Below are 20,559 nucleotides of genomic sequence, written 5' to 3'. Positions count from 1 at the left end.
ATATAACAAATAAAAAAAGTGTTGAAAAACCAACACTTTAATTATTTAATATTAATTTTAAGATTTAATCCATTTAAATTGGTACTCCAAATCTGGTGTTGCAATTCTCTCTGTAATTTTCTGTAGTCTTGAAGGTAATTTCATTAAATATTCTTGCGCTTTTTGAGCTTTTTCAGTCAAATTTGTAAGATGTTCAATTTTCCATTCATCCAATAAGTCCGCTAAAATATCTATGTAATCCTGACCTGTGTAAACCATACAACGCTGCGCAGCATCAGAAAAATGATTCCAAAGTTCACCAGCTTGTTGTCCAGATTCCCGCATTAAATGCGCAGGCATTACTATTTTTTTTCGCATCATATCCTCAAAGGCTAGAACCATCTCAGATGGATCTAATTCTAAAATTCTCGTCACAAAATTTCTATAAGCTTTTGCATGTCTCGCTTCATCTGCAGCAATCATTCCGCACATTTGAGCCAATTTTTTATTACCTGCCTGTTTAGCAAAAGTTCCTACTCTACGGTGTGAAACATTTGTCGCAGTTTCCTGAAAACTAGTATAAACAAAATTTCTATAAGGATCCATTGCCGTTCCTATATCCAGACCATCCTGAATTAGATGTTGCGTGGTTATTTCCACTTCGCGCATGTCGACTCTTCCGCATAAATAAAGATATTTATTAAGCAGATCGCCATGTCTGTTTTCTTCTGCAGTCCAATGTCTGATCCAACTTGCCCATCCAGAACCGCCCTCTTCCTGATTTACGCCATCGATTCCCATTAGCCAAGACTCGTAGGTAGGTAGAGCTTCTTCTGTAATCGTATCGCCAATTAAAGTAACGAATAAATCGTAAGGCATGTCTTGTGCCAAGCTTTGCAACTCCTGAAGTTCATATTTAAAATCATCGGAAGTGGGATCGGGTAAATAATCGGAAGGCTGCCAAATTTTATCGACAGGTGTAAGATATGACGCTTTGAAATCTTCGACTTCTTTGCCGAGATTCTTCATGACTTCTAATCTAACTAATTTATTATACATTGCTTTATTTTTTAGGGAATTGCAAAATTAAGGTTTAAAATATTATTTTTAGCATAGTATCTAATATTCTACCTTTTTTTATTATGTTTAATTTAACTAACAAGAATCTCGCCAGTCATGATCTCTGGTATCTTGATATTCATGACTTTTAGGATCGTTGGTGCGACATCACCTAGTTTTCCTTTTTTTAAATCCCAAGTATAGTCTTTATCCATTACTATTAAAGGAACTAAATTGGTCGAATGTTGTGTATTTGGTGAACCATCAGGATTTATCATAAAATCACTGTTACCATGATCTGCCAAAATAAATACAGCGTAGTTATGATCATAAGCGGCAGTTGCAACTTTTTGAATACAAGAATCTACAACTTCAGCAGCTTTTACAGCGGCTTCAAAAACGCCTGTATGGCCGACCATATCAGTATTGGCAAAATTTAAACAAATAAAATCTGCAGTCTCATTTTCTATTTCAGGAACTATTTTTTCTGTGATATCGTACGCCGACATTTCAGGTTTAAAATCATAAGTAGGTACATCTTTTGGGCTGGGACAAAGTATTCGTCTTTCACCTTCAAACATTTCTTCTCTGCCACCAGAAAAGAAAAAAGTAACATGCGGATATTTTTCTGTTTCAGCGACGCGAATTTGGGTTTTCCCATTTTTTTCTAAAACTTCACCCAATGTTTCAGTTAAAACTTTTTCGTCAAAAACAACATGGACATTTTTAAATTCTTTATCATAATTAGTCATAGTAACATAATACAAATCTAATTTTTGCATGTTATAATCGGGGAAATTATGTTGACAAAGAACATCAGAAATCTCTCTACCACGATCTGTGCGGAAATTGAAACAGAAAACAACGTCTTCATTTTGTATTTTTATAACAGGCAGATGATTATCGCTTTCTAAAATTATTGGTTTCAAAAATTCATCTGTTATTCCTTCATTGTAAGATTTTTGAATAGTTTCTAAAACATCTTTTGTGTAAATCCCCTCAACATTTACCAACGCATCATAGGCTAATTTTACACGTTCCCATCTTTTATCGCGATCCATGGCGTAATATCTTCCAACTACAGACGCTAATTTCCCTGTTGAAATTTTCATGTGGTCTAAAAGTTCTGCAATAAAACCTTTTCCCGAATGTGGGTCACAATCTCTACCATCTGTAAAAGCATGAACAAAGACATTTTTATCTAAACCATACTCTGCAGCTGCAGTCAATAACCCTTTCAGATGGTTAATGTGGGAATGCACGCCGCCATCAGAAACCAAGCCAATAAAATGAATATTTTTGGAATTTTCTTTCGCATATTTGAATGCATCTGTAATGACATTTTCCTTACCTAAAGTGGCATTTTCTACTGCCATATTTAATTTTACCAAATTTTGATACACCACTCTTCCAGCACCCAAATTCATGTGCCCAACTTCAGAATTTCCCATTTGGCCAAAAGGCAAACCAACTGCTGTTCCACTCGCTTCGAGCGTTGTATGCGGAAAATTTTTATAGCAAGAATCAATAAAAGGCGTATTTGCTTTCGCAAGTGCAGAAACTTCAGGATTTAGTCCTAAACCCCACCCATCAAGTATTGCGAGTATGGCTTTTTTTGGCATTTTTCTATAATTTTATTAAACAAATTTACGAAATTGAAAACGTTCGGGATAATAAATGTGAGAAAATTAATGAAAAATACCATTTAAAAGCATAGCACAAATTCCGATGAAAAGCCACAATCTCAATAAATTTAAGGTTAGAAATTTTGAGTTTTTAAAATTTTGAAGTAAAAAATAAATACACAGCACAAAAACGAAAAGTCCTAATGCAAAATAATATGACCAGATATTATCCAAACCATTGTGGTCAATGATTTTCATCGAAACCAACATCGTTATTATCATAAGAAATATTAAATTAATAACCGCAACTCTATTTCCGAAAACATTAGGAATAGTTGAGTAATCAAAGATCTTATCTGCATTTTTAGTTAAAGTGTCTTTTAAAATATCCATAATAAGAAGTATTAAAAATAAAAATATGGCAGAATAAACTATATCCAGAGAAAAAGTGCGGTAATAAACCAAAATTCCAAAAAAGGGATAAAGTGTTAAAACAACGAAATTAATATTATTCAAAAATAAGATTTTGCTGATTTTGTGACTGTAAAACCACATTAAAAACTGATAAACCAAGAGAAATATAAAAATCCTGAAGGAAAGTGACGAGGCGATTCCCAAGGATAAAAGATTTAAAAAAAGATACGCATACAGAAAATACCTTTGTTTTAAAAAATTTTGAATTCGGCTTCGAAACGGTTTTGTTAAGGTATCTTTTTCTTTATCGTAAAATTGATTAATAATTCCGCCCGCTAAAATACTAAGAAGCGAACTTAAAATTAAGCCATGGACTTTAAAATCAAAAATAAAATTATGAAAAGATTCAACCTGATTAAAAAGAAAATAGGCAGACACGTAAAGTGCAAAAGCTAAAAGTGCTGTCACGAAGACTTTAGCACCTAAAAGGAAGCCAAGAAACTGAGATATCCTGTAGAAAAGACTTTTATTCAAAACACAGAATTTAAATATTAAAACCTATAAATCACTTCCTTATCAAAACCTTCAAGCATTTTTTCTGCCTTGGGGTAATCTTTGGAAAATCCTAAAATATAACCGCCACCACCGCTTCCGCAGAGTTTCAGATAATAGGCGTTAGTTTCTAATCCTTTTTTCCAGGCCATCCAAATATTTTCTGGAATCATCGGTTTGAAATTTTCAAAAGCCCAGAATGACAATTTTTTTAAATTTTTGAAGAAAGGATTCATTTCTTTTTTCAGAAAAGTATCGATGCAGGCGTTATTGTAGCGGATAAATTCCTCTTTCAAAGTTTTACGAAAGCCTTCATTTTTTAATTTTTCAAAGAAAATCTGAATCATTGGACCGGTTTCACCGACGGAACCAGAATCAATTAAGAAGATGGCACCTTTTCCGGCTTCTTCTTTAGGAATTAAAACTTTATCAACATTGTCCCGACTCTCAATTAAAATCGGCAAATTCATATAGCAGATTAAAGGATCAATACCTGAACTTTTTCCGTGAAAATAACTTTCAAGCAAACCAAAAACTACTTTTAGATTTTTTAAACCGTCTTTACTAATGCTTTCCGGTGTTCTTTTAATGATAGAATAACGTTCGAAAATCGCGGCAACTAAAGCGCCTGAACTTCCAACCCCATAACCTTGAGGAATATTAGAATCAAAAAATAAACCTTTTGAAATGTCTTTTTTTAAGGATTTAAGATTGAGCGTAAAATCTTCCGGTAAATCTACACCATCTAAATAATTTAAATATTTGGACAGAGATAAGTTTGATTTTCTCTCGAAATCGGAATCTAGATCTGAAAATTTTAAGGTGCCTTTGTAGAAGCTATATGGAACTGTCAGACCTTGTGAATCTTCAATAATTCCGTATTCTCCGAAGAGAAGAATTTTAGCGTAAAATAAAGGATTCGTCATCTATTGATTTAACTATGCAAATATACGAAATATAGATTAGCTTAGTATTATTTTTAATTCGTAATACAGCTAATCACTTTACATTCAAAGGTTTGGTATCTAAAAAACGGATCAAAACTAAGCCAATCGCAAAGAAAACCGACATTCCTATAAAAGCATAATGCATATTATGAAATTTTTGAATTACTACGCCAAAAATTAAAGAACCTAAGATAATTGCTAACTTTTCCAAGACGTCGTAAAAGCTGAAATAAGTGGTATTATCCATTGAATCTACTGGCAATAATTTAGAATAAGTAGAACGGGACATTGACTGTAAACCGCCCATTACCAAGCCGATCGCAGCTGCTAAAACGTAAAATTGCACTTCTACATTTGGATTTTCTTTATTTAAAAAATAGGCAGAAAGACAGCAAATAATCCAGATAAAAATTGATATACTAATGACATTTTTATTTCCGATATTTTTTGATAATTTAGAAAAAGCCAAAGCACCAAAGATTGCCACAATCTGAATAACTAAAATAGTAATTATCAGCTTATACTGGTCTTCTTCCCTAGTGAAAATTTCAGAAGTTCCGAATAAGGTTGCCATTAAAAATATGGTCTGCATCCCAACGCTGTAAAAGAAAAATGAAGATAAGAAGAATTTCAAATTTCGATTTTTAAATAAGTCATTTCCAACTTTAAATAATTCTCTAAAACTTTCCTTCGCAATGTCTTTGTAAAAGGAAATATTATCTTTTAAAACTTCAAAAATCCCACCATGCTCTTCATGCTTTTGAAAAATATTTTTATAATTTAAAAGTACTAAATCTTTAGGTAAATTATCTTTAACCAAACCAAATTGCGGTAAATGCTTAAACGTATATTGCGAAAAACCAAACCACCAGGCTCCGGTTAATAAAAATGTAATTCTTGTATAAGTTAATGATTCTGCAGGTGTTTTTGCCAAAAATTGAATCAATAACAGACAAATAATTAGTAAGATAACAGAACCAATATAGCCATAAACATAGCCTTTTGCGGAAAGTGCATCCTGTTTATCAGGCGTAGCAATATCAGGTAAGAATGAATTATAAAAAACCAAACTGCCCCAAAATCCAACACTCGCTGTGACGCTAAATAGAAGTCCCAAGAACACATTTTGAATTCCCGTAAACATCGCCAAACCCATGCAGGAAGTGGCACCAAGATAACAGAAAAACTGCAAAAAAGATTTTTTATTCCCAATAGTATCCGCCAAAGAGGATAAAATTGGTGAAATTATAACAACGATTAAAAAAGACAATGTTAATGAAAAACTGAACAAAGCGGCAGGTTCATAAGCCGTTCCCATTATTTTTATCATGTGTGGAACAGGAATTTCTTTCCACAAACCGGTGCTTTCTATAAAGACTTTTTTCTTATAAGCCGTGGTAAGATTAGTATAATAAATAGGGAAAATAGTGGATGTAATGACGAGCGAATAAACAGAGTTTGCCCAATCATAGAGGGCCCAAGCGTTCATTATTTTCGGATTATTTTTTATTTGTTTTTCCAAAGTTTCGGTTTAATTTAAGCAATAAAATCAGAATTCAGACAAATATAAATGATTTGAATGAATTCTGATTTAATTTTTTTAAAACAGTATTTTAAATTTTATTTTTATTGTAATTCGATCACCATCGCAGAAGCGCCACCGCCGCCGTTACAAATTGCTGCAGCACCAAGTTTACCCCCATTTTGTTTCAGAACATTAATTAAAGTCACTAAAATTCTTGAGCCAGAATTTCCCAGTGGATGTCCCAGGGAAACTGCACCACCATTGACGTTTACTTTTGCAGCATCTAATCCTAGTATTTTAATATTTGCCAGACCAACCACGGAAAAAGCTTCATTTAATTCAAAAAAATCGATATCAGAAATTTTTAAATTTGCTTTTGCCAAAGCTTTTGGAAGTGCAATTGAAGGCGCAGTTGTGAAAAATTCCGGTTCGTGTGCGGCGTCTGCATATGAAATTATTTTGGCCAAAGGTTTTAGATTTAAGGCTTCCATTTTTTCTCTGGACATTAAAATTAAAGCGGATGCACCGTCGTTAATTGGTGAAGCATTTGCTGCTGTAATTGTTCCGTTCTCTTTTTGAAAAACTGTCGCCAACGAAGGCATCTTTTCAAAGTTTACTTTTTTAAACTCTTCATCTTCGCTGAAAATAATTGGATCTCCTTTTCTTTGCGGAATTTCTACCGAAATAATTTCATCTTTAAACTTTCCCTCTTCAGACGCTTTCGCAGCCCGTTTATAAGATTCTATAGCAAAATTATCTTGGTCTTCACGGGAAAAATTATATTTTTTTGCGCACATTTCGGCACAACTTCCCATATGTTGTTTTGTGTAAACATCAGTCAAACCATCTTTTACGATTCCGTCGATTAACTTAATGTCACCTAATTTTACGCCATTTCTTCCGTCTAAATAATGTGGTGCACTTGACATATTTTCCATTCCACCTGCAACGATAACTTCTGCATCTCCACATTTTATAGATTGAGTTGCCATGATTACAGCTTTCATTCCAGAAGCGCACACTTTATTTACAGTTGTAGAAGGAACAGTGTTTTTTAAACCCGCACCAAGAGCCGCTTGTCTTGCTGGCGCCTGTCCTTCATTGGCTTGCAAAACATTTCCCATAAAAACTTCCTCAACTTCTTCTGGGCTTAAATTTATTTTATCCAAAGCACCTTTAATGGCAATTGAACCTAATTTGGTAGCAGGAATTCCCGCTAAACTTCCTAAAAAACTTCCAACAGGCGTTCTTACCGCGGAAACTATAAATACCTCTTTCATAACTTTTTATTAATGATTATTGATAATTGAAGAATGTTAATTTTTAATTTTTTGTTTATTTAAAATGAGTAATAAAATCGCACCTGCAAATTCTAAAATCCATGCCCAACTTAGTTTTACAATTCCTGCAAAAGATTCCTGCCAGGATTTAAAAGGTAAAAAACTGAAATAGTTTAAAGACTTAAATTTAATAGCAACAATTGTAAAAACAAATAGCAGCAAAAGAATTACCGCAACAACTCGGACAATTTTTAATTTATCAAAAATTATACCTATTAATGTGATTACACAAAATCCCCAAACCAGGAAGGCAAGATTAGAATCTATCTTATAATAATTCCAGTTGCCAATAATTGGAATGTGAACTAATGGAAGGAAACTTCCTGCTAGAACTAAAAATAAACTTAAAAACTGTGCAATTTTCATTTTAAAAACTCTTTTGCCAAAGTACAAAAAAAAACGCATTTCAGAAAAATGTGTTTTTTAATAAATATGAAAAATAAAAAATTAGAAACGTAAATTTGTTAAATCGATACTGATCTAGATTTCATTTATACCGTACAAGTTTAAATAGTTATTAAACATCGATTGCAAAAATTATTTAGTAAAAAAGGTCAAACCGTTTTTAATTTATTGTTAACAAACTAAAATTAAGGGTTTTAAAACGAAATAGCATAAAAAAACACATTCCAAAGAAATGTGTTTTTAAATTTATTGACTTTTAGTATTTAGTGTGTCACGGTTTCCATTAATTCTGGATTGTGTTTATGTTTGAACATTATAGCGAAAAGGATTGCAATTATTAAAGCATAACCTGCAAAAGTTAACCAGATCTCATGCCACATTTTATCCCCATTTGGCATTGTAAAATATTCCGTTATTAAATAACCACTTGCTAAACTTCCTATTATTGCGCCAAAACCATTCGTCATCATCATAAATAAGCCTTGTGCCGAAGATCGAATTTTATAATCGGTAGTAGTTTCAACAAAAAGTGATCCCGATATATTAAAGAAATCGAAAGCCATTCCGTAAACGACACATGATAAAATGATTAAAATTAAACCACCACCTTGTGGTTCGCCATAAGCGAAAAATCCGAAGCGTAAAACCCATGCTATCATTGAGATAAGCATTACTTTTTTAATTCCGAATTTAATTAAGAAAAAAGGAATTGCTAAAATAAATAAAGTCTCAGAAATCTGTGAGATGGACATAATAATCGTTGATCTTTTTACCACAAAACTGTCTACATATTGCGGAATTTTACCAAAATCTGAAAGAAAAGTATCTCCATACATATTAGTTAACTGCAACGCGGCGCCAAGAAACATTGAAAAGAAAAAGAAAAGTGCCATTTTATAATCTTTAAATAGAGCAAAGGCGTTCAAACCCAATTTCTCTGATAACGGCGCATCATTCGGAATTAAATTTTGTGGCGGACATTTAGGTAATGTAAAAGCATAAATTCCTAAAACAAAGGCAACTGCGGCAGCAATATAAAACTGATTTCCAGAAGCTTTATTGCCGGTCAAATTGGTGATCCACATTGCAACGATAAAACCAATGGTGCCCCAAACTCTTATTGGTGGAAAAACTTTTACTACATCATAATTGTTATTTTTCAGGATATAATAAGATATCGAATTTGAAAGTGAAATAGTTGGCATGTAGAATATCATCGCAACTAGCATTACTGCAAAGAAATTTTCAGGTGTTACGACACTTGGTAAAAAAAGTAACACAATTCCGTAGGAAATATGTAGAACACCGTACAATCTTTCAGCATTAATCCATCTATCAGCAATAATTCCTGTTAATGCAGGCATAATAATGGAAGCGATACCTAAAGTCGCAAATACTTTTCCGAAATCTTCACCACTCCAGTTTTTGGTTCCGAACCAGTAAACTCCAATGGTGATAAGCCAAGCGCCCCAAACAAAAAGTTGTAGAAAACTTAAAATTGTAAGTTTTAATTTTATATTCATTTTAAATTAATCTATTTTTTTATTACGTCTTTTTATTTCCAGCTGAATTTCTAAGGCAGCATCAAAATCTTCATCTTTCACAGCAGTTTCTAAAAGATTTGATAAGTCTTCAGAACTTACATTTTTCAGCGAACTGCTATTATTGTCAACATTTGATGCATTTTCAATTCCTAATGCTGGAACATCTAGTTCTAATAAAATGCCGGCTTCACTTAAAACTTGTTCGGTGGTATAAATTGGTGCATCAAAACGAACTGCCATTGCAACTGCATCTGATGTTCTGGCGTCTATGATCAATTCTTCTTCGCTTTCCAGACATTTAAAATTTAAATTTGAGAAAAATACACCATCAATGATCTGATAAATAATTACCGAACTTAAAGTATAACCGGTGGATGTTACAAATTTTGAAAATAAATCGTGTGTTAATGGGCGCGGTGGATGGATATCTTTTTCCAAACCTAAGGAAATTGACTGCGCCTCAAAATTTCCAATAACTACTGGCAATTTTACTGCGGTTTCTTCATGCTCTAAGAGCAATGCATAAGCACCAGACTGGGTTTGACTGTAAGAAATCCCTCTGATGGTTAATTTTTTATAATCCATAGCTACAATCTAGATTTGCTTTGTTTGATAGAGGTTTTATAATTTTAGGAAATTTAATCTCACTTCTTCTTGGGATTTTTGATATTTCCATTAAATAAAGTTGTAAATTTATAAATATAAGAAGTACAACTCATAATAATTGGTTTTTATAAAATAAAATTTAAAAAAATGATTCCAGAATCTCATTATGAAAGCGTCTCAGTTGCAATAAATGAGCTGAAAAGAAAAGGTTTTATCATTGATTTTAATCTTAAAGAAAACCAGGTCATTTGCCATATGTGTCAATTTAAACCTAGTGATTTAGAAATTGTGGAAATTTACAGATACGAAGGAAATTCTGATCCTTCTGATCAAGCAATTGTATATGCATTAGAAGCAAAAAATGGTGTGAAAGGTCTATTGGTTAATGGATACGGCGTATCTTCAGATTATAATACCGCGAAGATCATGAAGCAAATAAAAGTGCGCGAATAAAGTACAAATAAATTTTAAATTCTTTGTAACCTTTTTATGATTTTAAACGTATAATATATTAGTACTCAAAAAAATGAGCATTATACAATGAGACAACTAAAAATTACAAAGCAGGTTACAAACCGGGAAACCGCGTCATTAGACAAATATTTACAGGAAATTGGTAAGGTAGATTTAATCACCGCCGATGAAGAAGTAAATTTAGCACAGAAAATTAGAGCCGGCGATACGATCGCTTTAAATAAATTAATAAAAGCCAACTTACGTTTCGTAGTTTCGGTTTCTAAACAATATCAAAATCAAGGCCTTTCTCTTCCCGATTTAATTAATGAAGGAAATTTAGGCTTGATGAAAGCCGCAAAGAGATATGATGAAACCAGAGGTTTTAAATTTATTTCTTACGCCGTTTGGTGGATTCGTCAGTCGATTTTACAGGCTTTAGCAGAACAATCCAGAATTGTACGTTTGCCTTTAAATAAAATTGGTTCAATCAATAAAATTAACAAAGCCTACGCTCATCTTGAGCAACAAAACGAAAGACCACCTTCCCCGGAAGAATTAGCGGAAGTTTTGGACATGACGGAAGAAGACATTAAGGAATCAATGAAAAATTCCGGGCGCCATTTGTCGATGGATGCGCCTTTAGTGGAAGGTGAAGATTCTAATTTATACGACGTTTTACGTTCTGGTGAATCACCAAGTCCGGATAAAGATTTGATGTTAGAATCTCTGCAGATTGAGATTGAACGAGCTTTGCAAACTTTAACGCCGCGTGAAGCAGATTTAGTTCGTCTTTACTTTGGTTTAAACGGAAAACATCCGATGACTTTAGAAGAAATCGGTGAGACATTTGACCTCACAAGAGAACGCGTTCGTCAGATTAAAGAAAAAGCCATTAAAAGATTGAAACACAATACAAGAAGTAAGATCTTGAAATCTTATTTAGGTAAATAGGTTTTTAAAGCATTTACTTAAAATCCCTCTTAATTTTTTTAAGAGGGATTTTTTCATTTTACTCAATCAAAATACGGATGTATAATTTTGTCTTAAAGCCTACAATCAAAAAACCGTCAAAATTGTTAAAATTGTTAAAATTGACTTAATATTTTAAAATTATAATTTTTAAAAAACATTTTAAGAGGGAAACATTATAACTTTACTTTCAAGATTTAAAAATTCTGAATTAATTAAATTTATTAATCCTAAGATGTAAATTTATTTTAACTAAATACATTCACTTGGCAAAATAGTCTTAACCAAAATACATATATTTTATGAACAACATTGATAATCCTGAAAATCTCGAAAAATGTCCCTTCCGCGGCACACGAATAGGAGGAGCATTTGGAACCTCGCCGCAAGTTGATGATTGGTGGCCAAACCGTTTACAGGTAGAACTACTCCACCAAGAACAACCTGTCTCAAATCCTTTAAGAGAAGAAAACTATAAAGAAGCGTTTAATAAAATTGATTATGATAATCTTAAAACAGATATTAAAAATCTACTAGTAGATTCTCAGGATTGGTGGCCAGCTGATTATAACAATTATGGGCCACAAATGATACGTATGGCTTGGCATTCTGCTGGCACCTATCGTATTGCTGACGGCCGTGGAGGCGCTGGGCAAGGAATGCAGCGTTTTGCGCCCATTAATTCTTGGTGGGACAACGGTAACACTGATAAATCAAGACGTTTGCTTTGGCCAATAAAAAGAAAATACGGCGCAGGGCTTTCTTGGGCAGATCTTTTTGTTTTGACTGGAAATTGTTCTTTGGAAATTATGGGATTTCCCACCTTCGGTTACGGAGGTGGTCGTAGAGATGCTTGGGAACCAGACCGGAGCACTTATTGGGGTCCGGAATTTTGGAATGGAAAACCTTTTGACGAAGTTCCAACAACAGCTGATCACAAAGGGCATCCTGGTGAGATGGTGAATGACAATCTGCGTTGGATAGGCGGACCAAAAGAAAAATACCACGACTTGGAAAATCCCCTTGCAGCAACGCATCAGGCTTTAATTTACGTTAATCCCGAAGGTCCGGGTGGCAATGGGGATCCGCAAGATTCCGCCAGAAACATTCGGGAATCATTTAAACGCATGGCTATGGATGACGAGGAAACGGTTGCATTAATCGCAGGTGGACATGCTTTTGGTAAGAGTCATGGAATGGTTCCCGCGGAGAAAATAGGCGCGGCTCCGGAAGCGGCTCCCATTCAGGCACAAGGACTCGGATGGAGTAATCCTGTTGGTTCTGGAAATGGAATTAATACAATGACGAATGGCATTGAAGGATCTTGGATTCCTAATCCCACAAGATGGGATAATGATTACCTTACTAATCTTTTAAAGTATGACTGGAAAAAAATTGAAAGCCCTGTTGGTGCTATTCAATGGACTCCTATAGATTCTAACGCTCCAAAAACACCGGATGCACATTTAGATGGTCTCTTGGGTAATTTAATGATGATGACATCTGATCTTGCCCTAAAAGTAGATCCAGATTACCGTGTAATTTGTGATCGGTTTTTAAATGATTTTGATTATTTTACCATGACTTTTTCAAAAGCTTGGTACAAACTAACGCACAGGGATATGGGACCAAAAGACCGCTACTTGGGACCAGAAGTCGCAAAAGAAGATTTAATCTGGCAAGATCCAATTCCGTCAGTAAATCATGATTTGGTTGATGTTAATGAAATAAGAAGTCTTAAAGAAAATATATTAGATAGTGGTCTTACAATTTCCGCACTTGTTTCTGCCGCTTGGTCTGCCGCTTCAGTCTATCGCGATACTGATAAACGAGGCGGCGCCAATGGAGCTCGTATAGCTTTGGATCCGCAAAATACTTGGGAAATTAATCGTCCTGAAGAACTTAAAGTTGTTTTTGAAACATTAGGAGAAATTCAAAACGAATTTCAAAATAACCAAAATTCCAATAAAAAAGTTTCTTTGGCAGATTTGATAGTGTTAGGAGGTTGTGCTGCTATTGAAAAAGCCGCAAGTAATGCTGGAATTGAAATACAGGTTCCATTCACTCCAGGTCGTATGGACACAACTCAGGAAATGACCGATGTTGAAAGTTTCGATTGCCTTAAACCAGTGTCTGATGGTTTTAAAAATTACCATAATGATAAAGTAGGTTACCATCTTCCGGCAGAGCGGATTTTTCTTGATCGTGCTCAGTTATTAACACTAACTGCTCCAGAATGGACAGTTTTGGTAGGAGGCCTCAGAGTTTTGGATCAAAACTATGATTACTCTAAACATGGAATGTTTACAGAAGGTTCAGAACGATTATCGAATGACTTCTTTAAGGTTTTAACAAGTATGGACTACGAGTGGATTCCGCAAGATTCTGATGAAATGATATTTAATGTAAATGAACGCAAAAGTGGAGTTACAAAATTTACTGCAACACGTTGTGATTTAATTTTCGGATCCAATGCGCAATTACGCAATATATCTGAAGTGTATGCCGCCGATGATGGACAAAAGAGATTTGTTAAAGATTTTGTAGCAGCTTGGGACAAAGTTATGATGCTTGACCGATACGATGTAAAAGATGAATAATTTTTTTTAAATTAAAAATGCCTGATACAGTTATGTAATCAGGCATTTTTATTTTTAAGATCTAGTTGTGTTGTTAAGAATGAAATCTTCAAATTTGAAAAAACTTAAAGTTTGAAACTAGTTATATCATTTTAACTTTGTATTTAAATCTTAAATTAATACATAAAAGTTAAACCAGCTCCAAAACCGTATTCGCTGTCATAATTAGTTGAAACTGCAACCCATTTTTGCAGAATATATTTTAAGCCAAAATCAAATTCTTTATCAGAGTTCACTGCAAAACTCCCGCGAATTCTAGGTGAAATGGGAATACCTTCTCTACTTAATTCAAAACGTACTTTTCCATTTTGGTCAACATTTGCATCTGCCACAACTAAAAGCGGAAGAATATATTTCATACCAACAATCGCCACATTTTGATTTTTCGGTTTTATATTTTGGCCAAACCAAGTTTGCGCCATATCGTGTGTTTTGTAAGTTCTAAAACCTACATAAGGTAATGCCCATTGGTATTTCCCTAAATATCGTCCAATTTTGACGCTACCTTCATAATGCATAAAACTATAATTAGAATGTAATTCATTTATGTTAATCCAGCGTGGACCGATCATTGTCATATTTTCAAAATGAAGTTTATTTGAGGTAACATCAAGCATGGCTTTGGTATTTACCATACTGTTCATTTTTTTAAACATTTGATACGACATTTCTTTATCGGGTAATTGTGGATTTGGCGCTGAGTTTTCATAACTAAATACGCGTCCCATTCCTGCCATCATATGATAGAGAATATGACAGTGAAAAAACCAGTCGCCGTCTTGGTTGGCAGCAAACTCAATAGTATCAGTTTCCATCGGTGCAATATCTACCACAGTTTTCATTGGTGAGTATTCCCCTTTAGAATTAATCAATCTAAAATCATGACCGTGAAGGTGCATTGGATGGCGCATCATAGAATTATTGTACATCACAATTCTTACAACCTGACCTTTTTTAATTAAAATTTTATCACTTTCGGCAACAGTTTTATTATCCAAGGTCCACAGATAATTTCGCATATTTCCTTCTAAGGTGAAGTTCAGTACTTTCACATTATCTTCCGGCAAAATGGTTTTCTCCGTTGATTTCAGCATGTTGTAAGTTAACCGTTTAATGGGTTTTTGTTCAGAGCTCATTACCAATCCATTCATTTTCGCATCAGACTTCATTTCTTTCTTGCTGTGATTTATTTTCACCGCAGAATCCATTTTCATTCCATCCATTTGCATGTCCATCGTGCCATGATCCATCTTCATGTCCATTTTACTATTATCTAATTTCATAGATTTTGTTCCCATCATTTCCTGCATATGTTTCATGGTTGCCATTTTTTGGCTGTCAGATATTTCAGGATACATCACTTCATTCATATCCATCACCTGATTTCCCATTTTCATACTCATAGGTTTCATATTGCCACTCACTTTCATCATGCCGTTCATCATTTTCATACCTTCGAAAAGATTTAATCTGGGTAGATTTGGTGCACTCACTTTTTCACCTGAACCTAAAAAAAGTGAAGCATGACCTTGTCTGTCTTCTGATGTAGCGCGAAATTCAAAACTTTTATTTTCCGGAATAGTAACTTCAATATCATAAGTTTCAGAAACACCCACAATTAACCTATCCACGTCTACCGGAACAACTTCATTGCCATCATTTCCAATAACCGTAATTTTCCCACCGCCAAAATTTAACCAAAAATAAGTTGACGAACCGCCGTTTACAACTCTTAAATGAACTTTATCCCCCGCTTTTAAATTAGAATAGTCAGACGAAACTTTACCATTTATTAAAAAATTATTATAATAAACATCGCTCACATCCATCGCCTCCATTCTTTTCCATTCATTGAGAAGTTTCGCTCCAACATTTCCTGTTTTTAAGGCTTCAAAATAACTTTGAGTTGTCTTTTTTTTAATTTTCCACCACTCCGTATTATCCATGTGCAGTCTTCGCATGATCTGCTCTGGATTCTCATCTGTCCACTCTCCTAAAAGAACAGGAATGTCTGCAGCAAATTTCTGATCGGGCTGACTTTCCCTTTTTTTGAAAACCAAAACGCCGTTCATCCCAATCTGCTCCTGAGTTCCCTCGTGAGAATGATACCAATAAGTGCCATTTTGAGAAATTTTAAATTTATACAGATGCGTTTCGCCTGGTTTAATTTCTTTAGTCGTTAAATATGGGACACCATCCATCTCATTTGGTAAAATAACACCGTGCCAGTGTAAACCTGTATTTTCTTTCAGCATATTATGCAGATAGATCTCTGCAGTGTCACCTTCCGTAAAATATAAAGTAGGCGCTTGAAGTTTTCCATTGATGGCTATTGCTCTGGCAGGTTTTCCGCTAAAATTAACTAAAGTGTCTTTGGCGTAAAGATCATATCGAACAGTCTTTCCACCAAAGGAAATGGTACCATCTTTGTCAGATTTCATCTCATTCTTATCCGACATTTTCATGTCCATATTTTGAGAAAATCCTTTAATTGAAAAAAATGTCATTAATACAAAGACAAATTTTATTATATTTTTGTTTTTCATTTTATAATCTTTTAATTATCACCTTCATCTCAAGAATTTCTTTTTTCTGAGCGGTAATAATGTTATTTGCTATTTTTTTACTTCTGGATCTTTTATATCTGCGCGTTCACCTGTTAAAATCGCAATTGAATGATGCGGAATCATCGCTTTCATCCATAGAACATCACCAATAATGGGACTTTGGGTTCGTACTAAAAATAAGGATATAAAAAATAAAACTAAACTTCCAATAACAATTGTAATATTATTTTTTTATTTTGATACATTTTTAGTATAAAAGCCAGCATTAAGAGCGCCATACAGGCAATCATTAAACAAGTCATATAAAATCTGGTCAGGCTAAAATAAACATGATCAAGTTTATAAGTATTTAAGTACATCACCACATACATGATCACGAAGGACGCGGTGAGCATAAAAAAAAACTTCGGATATGGATTATTTGCTTTGTTTATATTTTCGGTTTGAGTATTCATTTTTTAATTTTTAAGTTGCACTGTTTCTTTTGTAAACTATTCAATTAATTTTAGTTTTGAAAATTTGATGATTTCGCGTCCTGATGTACTATCTTATAACTGCTTAAAGGCATTTCCATCTTTTCTAACTGAGAAATTACTTCATCTAATTTTGTACTTAATTTTGGGTTAGAATAATTTGAAATTTCATCAAAATTTTTTTTTTTCCATCTTTAATGTGACTATTTAATTAAAAATTGAATGATTTCAACCGGGAATAAACCGAATAATTCTTTTGATTACTATGACAGTCAAAACAAGATGTCCTTAATTAATTTAAAATTAGCGGCGGTACATTTAATTTTTTCTGAAAACTGTGTGCTGCAACGCCACTATTTTTAAATGAAAATGGAATAAATTATAAAGAAATCAGAAATAATCCTAAAAAGATTAAAACGAATTCCAACTTTTTCATTTTACTGCGATTACTTGTTTCATTTCGCCACAAGTTTTCATTGTATTATTTTAAGGATTGCTGATTTCTTTTTTTAGCATAAGGTTTTATAACAATTAAGTCTTGAAAATCTTTGCTCAGTATCTCAAAGTTTTCTCTCTGATGTGCAATATCGTTTGCACTTTCTGAATTCTCTTTAATGTCAGCCAAAATAGCGATGACATACTTTCCAAGAAATAAAACTTAAAAATAATCCAGCTGCTAAAATTAATCTTTTCACTGCTATTTAATTTCAGATTTCACACTGCCGCAAGAAATCATTGAACTGCCGTAGAAAGGATTTTTAATAACTTTTTCTGAGCTTAACCAGCTTGCGTCTGCCATAGGGCAGTACATTACAAATACAGATTTATCAGCTAACTTAAAGTCCTTGGTTAACGCAATCATATTTTGCGACAAATGTCCAAAAATTTCTCTTTGCGAATCAATACTTCTACTGTCTGCAATTTGTGAAGCATCTTTCTTAAGTAGATTTAAATTTCCTTCAGAAAGCACTTTCATATCAATCATCGATGCAGATTTAATAAATTCATTAGCCGATTTTGAAGCGCCATCTGAATTGTCCAAAACCAAAGCATTTTTAATACTTAGATAATTTTGAAAAAGTTTGGTAACCGTTTCGTCATTTTTTTGCGCAGAAACTGTGAAAATAGATAACACTGTGAATAGTGTGGTGAAAATTAATTTTTTCATTGTAATAAATTTTAGATTTTTTAAATAATTATTTGCCGGAAATTTAATTCCGAGACGCAGTTTTGTGTCCTTTAGATAATAAGGATACTAATTATTCTAAATTCTAAAATTACAATCTCTAATGAAAAGCGCAACTTTCCAAGTATTGGGTGGTACATTTATGCGAACTGAAGAATCATTCGCAGAAAATATTTTTATGACAGGATCTAAGAAATCTGTTTTAGGAATAGCTCCTAAGTATATTAAGAAATCAATCTTAAGTAAATCAGTTTTGTGTGAGGGACTTATTTTTACAATTTTAAACTGCGTTTTACAGCAATCTTTTTTCTTTTTAGTCTTACAAAAATTACAAGTTTGATCAGAATTACCAGCAAAAATTGAACTATTTTCTAAGCATTGGTGTAACTTGTAAACCATTCCGGAAGAAGTTCCAGAATAGAATATAGTAAGCATTATGATTAAAAACTTTTTCAAAGAAATATTTTTACGAAGGTATTCAAATATTATTATTAAAACAGAGACGAAAAAATGATGCCAAAAGTTTATTTATTACCTAAGTTTTTTCTTACTCTACTTAAACTTTCTGGTGTAATTCCTAAATAAGATGCAACCATCCACTGCGGCACGCGTTGGAAAACATTTGGGTAAGTTTTTAAAAAATCCAAATAACGCTCTTCTGCCGTTGCACCTAGTAATTGGTTAATTCTTTTTTGCAACGCTCGAATGTGATTACTCATTAACTTAAAATTATTTCCAGATACTTCAGGATTATTTTTAAATATATTAAAGAAAAAATCTGGTGGTAAAACTGCTACTTCACTTTTTTCTACCGCATCTATGTAGTAGGAAGATTCTTCTTTAAAAAGTTGACTCGTTCTATCCGTAATGATCCAACTTTCTGGCGCAAATTGGATAATATGCTCTTTTCCATTTTTATCGATTGAAAACATGCGAAGCAAACCTTTCTCAACAAAAAAAGTATCGCTACAAGTTTCACCTGCACGAAGTAAAAAATCGCCTTTTTCAATTCTTTTTTCTGAATAAAATTGTTGACAAACCGGCGAGTTTTCAGCTGGAACAGCTAGAACGTTAATTAAATAATTATGAAAATTTTCCAAATTATTTTAAAGCTTGCAGCACATTTTCAAAATCGATATTCTCATGGGATGCGCTATATTTCACGTCGCCATTTTTTATCAAAATCGCTTGTGGACTTTGATGTGCGACGTTTAAATCATTTGCCATTAAATTTGAAATAGGTCGGAAGTGTAACAGATCCAAATAAAATAAATCTACTTTACTTTTATCTGAAGAATCATTAATTTGTTTTTCTAAATTTTTCTTAACAGCCTTACTAATGAAACAAGTTGTAGAATGCTTGAAAAATAAAACTGGTTTTTCAAAAGATTTATCAATCGCGTGGCGGTATTCTTCAATACTTTCTATATTTTCCCAAGATGTTTTTTCGTTTTCCGAAGTCTCGCTATTTCCAAAGAACTGATCTAAAAAGCCCATGTTTTTAATTTTAATTTTAATTTACCAATTTAAGGAATTAGATTTAATTTTCCTACTGTTTAAGTTATTTTAGTAATGTGTGACTTAGTAATTTAAATTCGGATGTTTTCTCTATCTTATAACTAAATTTAGACTCAAAAATTGTGCTACTATTGCTCCAATTTAATTTTTTAATAATCTGCGAAAAATATTTTGATTAATGCCAACCTTTTTCTTTTAGTAAATTTTTTATGTGGGCATAATGGTGTTTACAATGCCAGGAATAAAGCAGTAAATTTTCTTTTAAAGAAATTTCCCGATCTTTTTCGGGATGATAAAATGTATGCTCAAACTCTCTATTAGTTAAACACTTTAACTCGTAAACCCATCTTTTATGTAAACCGTCTAATATTTTTAAAGAAGAATCTATGTTCATGCTAAAACTGTCTTGTAACTCCGCCCATTGCGCTTCATCATAATTCTTTATTGTTGGATTATCTTCCGTTAAAGCCAACTTAAATCGTATAAAACTATTCATGTGACTGTCTGCAAGATGGTGAATTACCTGCCGAATTTTCCAACCACCTTGTCGGTAAGGTGTATCTAACTGGTTATCTGTAAGATTTTCCACTAAATGTTTTAGCTTTTTTGGAAAGTCTTTTAAAATTTTTATGTGATGAGCAATATCTTCATCCGAGATTTTATCTGGTGAATGAAATTTTCCGATCGGATATTTTTTTTCTTCTAAATTGTCCATAATATTTCTAAATTTTGACGATTTGGCTGATTGGTATACT

The 20,559-nt window shown here is 33.2% G+C and carries 19 protein-coding genes and 1 pseudogene; 3 read left to right on the top strand and 17 right to left on the bottom strand.

What is annotated here, in order from left to right:
- Positions 1–57: 57 nt before the first annotated feature.
- The 9 genes from ACVBED_RS04845 to ACVBED_RS04805 form a co-directional block, all read right to left on the bottom strand.
- Positions 58–1,038 carry an acyl-ACP desaturase gene (locus ACVBED_RS04845; protein ID WP_447118978.1) on the bottom strand — a complete coding sequence of 327 codons (981 nt, stop codon included), beginning with the start codon at positions 1,036–1,038 and terminating at the stop codon, positions 58–60.
- Between the two features lie 92 nt (positions 1,039–1,130).
- Positions 1,131–2,660 carry a 2,3-bisphosphoglycerate-independent phosphoglycerate mutase gene (gene gpmI / locus ACVBED_RS04840; RefSeq protein WP_447118976.1) on the bottom strand — a complete coding sequence of 510 codons (1,530 nt, stop codon included), beginning with the start codon at positions 2,658–2,660 and terminating at the stop codon, positions 1,131–1,133.
- Positions 2,661–2,726: 66 nt separating this feature from the next.
- Positions 2,727–3,611 carry a UbiA family prenyltransferase gene (locus ACVBED_RS04835; protein WP_447118974.1) on the bottom strand — a complete coding sequence of 295 codons (885 nt, stop codon included), beginning with the start codon at positions 3,609–3,611 and terminating at the stop codon, positions 2,727–2,729.
- A gap of 17 nt (positions 3,612–3,628) precedes the next feature.
- Positions 3,629–4,555, bottom strand: a complete 927-nt coding sequence (locus tag ACVBED_RS04830; RefSeq protein WP_473094593.1) for a mevalonate kinase family protein — start codon at positions 4,553–4,555, stop codon at positions 3,629–3,631.
- A gap of 73 nt (positions 4,556–4,628) precedes the next feature.
- Positions 4,629–6,065, bottom strand: a complete 1,437-nt coding sequence (locus ACVBED_RS04825) for an MFS transporter (protein WP_473094696.1) — start codon at positions 6,063–6,065, stop codon at positions 4,629–4,631.
- Positions 6,066–6,202: 137 nt separating this feature from the next.
- A complete protein-coding gene (locus ACVBED_RS04820; protein ID WP_447118972.1) occupies positions 6,203–7,381 on the bottom strand; it encodes an acetyl-CoA C-acyltransferase in 1,179 nt (392 codons plus the stop codon).
- A gap of 36 nt (positions 7,382–7,417) precedes the next feature.
- Entirely contained in the window at positions 7,418–7,846 is a 429-nt protein-coding gene (locus ACVBED_RS04815) for a hypothetical protein (protein WP_473094592.1), read from the bottom strand.
- A 263-nt stretch (positions 7,847–8,109) separates the two neighbouring features.
- A complete protein-coding gene (locus ACVBED_RS04810; protein ID WP_473094591.1) occupies positions 8,110–9,369 on the bottom strand; it encodes a nucleoside permease in 1,260 nt (419 codons plus the stop codon).
- A gap of 6 nt (positions 9,370–9,375) precedes the next feature.
- Entirely contained in the window at positions 9,376–9,975 is a 600-nt protein-coding gene (locus ACVBED_RS04805) for a bifunctional nuclease family protein (protein ID WP_473094590.1), read from the bottom strand.
- Between the two features lie 168 nt (positions 9,976–10,143).
- Between ACVBED_RS04805 and ACVBED_RS04800 the strand changes: the two genes are divergently transcribed.
- The 3 genes from ACVBED_RS04800 (at position 10,144) to katG (ending at position 14,021) form a co-directional block, all read left to right on the top strand.
- Complete coding sequence (locus ACVBED_RS04800; protein ID WP_473094589.1) at positions 10,144–10,449, top strand: hypothetical protein; 306 nt, start codon at positions 10,144–10,146, stop codon at positions 10,447–10,449.
- Between the two features lie 87 nt (positions 10,450–10,536).
- Positions 10,537–11,403 carry a sigma-70 family RNA polymerase sigma factor gene (locus ACVBED_RS04795; protein ID WP_473094588.1) on the top strand — a complete coding sequence of 289 codons (867 nt, stop codon included), beginning with the start codon at positions 10,537–10,539 and terminating at the stop codon, positions 11,401–11,403.
- A gap of 320 nt (positions 11,404–11,723) precedes the next feature.
- Positions 11,724–14,021, top strand: a complete 2,298-nt coding sequence (katG, locus tag ACVBED_RS04790; RefSeq protein ID WP_473094587.1) for a catalase/peroxidase HPI — start codon at positions 11,724–11,726, stop codon at positions 14,019–14,021.
- 155 nt (positions 14,022–14,176) lie between these two features.
- Here the strand turns inward: katG and ACVBED_RS04785 are convergent, their stop codons facing one another.
- The 8 genes and pseudogenes from ACVBED_RS04785 to ACVBED_RS04750 form a co-directional block, all read right to left on the bottom strand.
- A complete protein-coding gene (locus ACVBED_RS04785; protein ID WP_473094695.1) occupies positions 14,177–16,519 on the bottom strand; it encodes a multicopper oxidase domain-containing protein in 2,343 nt (780 codons plus the stop codon).
- Between the two features lie 88 nt (positions 16,520–16,607).
- Positions 16,608–17,082, bottom strand: a pseudogene (locus ACVBED_RS04780) (DUF305 domain-containing protein).
- 50 nt (positions 17,083–17,132) lie between these two features.
- The gene (locus tag ACVBED_RS04775) at positions 17,133–17,267 is read right to left on the bottom strand and encodes a heme-binding domain-containing protein (RefSeq protein WP_473094694.1); all 135 of its coding nucleotides are present in this window, start codon (positions 17,265–17,267) and stop codon (positions 17,133–17,135) included.
- 530 nt (positions 17,268–17,797) lie between these two features.
- Positions 17,798–18,268, bottom strand: coding sequence for a DUF3347 domain-containing protein (locus ACVBED_RS04770; protein ID WP_447118962.1), 471 nt, complete (start codon positions 18,266–18,268; stop codon positions 17,798–17,800).
- A gap of 96 nt (positions 18,269–18,364) precedes the next feature.
- The gene (locus ACVBED_RS04765; RefSeq protein WP_473094586.1) at positions 18,365–18,742 is read right to left on the bottom strand and encodes an HYC_CC_PP family protein; all 378 of its coding nucleotides are present in this window, start codon (positions 18,740–18,742) and stop codon (positions 18,365–18,367) included.
- Between the two features lie 68 nt (positions 18,743–18,810).
- The gene (locus ACVBED_RS04760; RefSeq protein WP_473094585.1) at positions 18,811–19,386 is read right to left on the bottom strand and encodes a Crp/Fnr family transcriptional regulator; all 576 of its coding nucleotides are present in this window, start codon (positions 19,384–19,386) and stop codon (positions 18,811–18,813) included.
- A 1-nt stretch (position 19,387) separates the two neighbouring features.
- Positions 19,388–19,783, bottom strand: a complete 396-nt coding sequence (gene ytxJ, locus ACVBED_RS04755; protein WP_473094584.1) for a bacillithiol system redox-active protein YtxJ — start codon at positions 19,781–19,783, stop codon at positions 19,388–19,390.
- Positions 19,784–19,979: 196 nt separating this feature from the next.
- Positions 19,980–20,519: a YfiT family bacillithiol transferase gene (locus ACVBED_RS04750; protein ID WP_473094583.1), complete on the bottom strand. Its 540-nt coding sequence runs from the start codon at positions 20,517–20,519 to the stop codon at positions 19,980–19,982.
- Positions 20,520–20,559 lie beyond the last annotated feature (40 nt).

The sequence above is a fragment of the Halpernia sp. GG3 genome, assembly GCF_052976925.2.
Note: the sequence above shows the minus strand (reverse complement) of the source record. Positions and strands in the feature narration are given on the sequence as shown.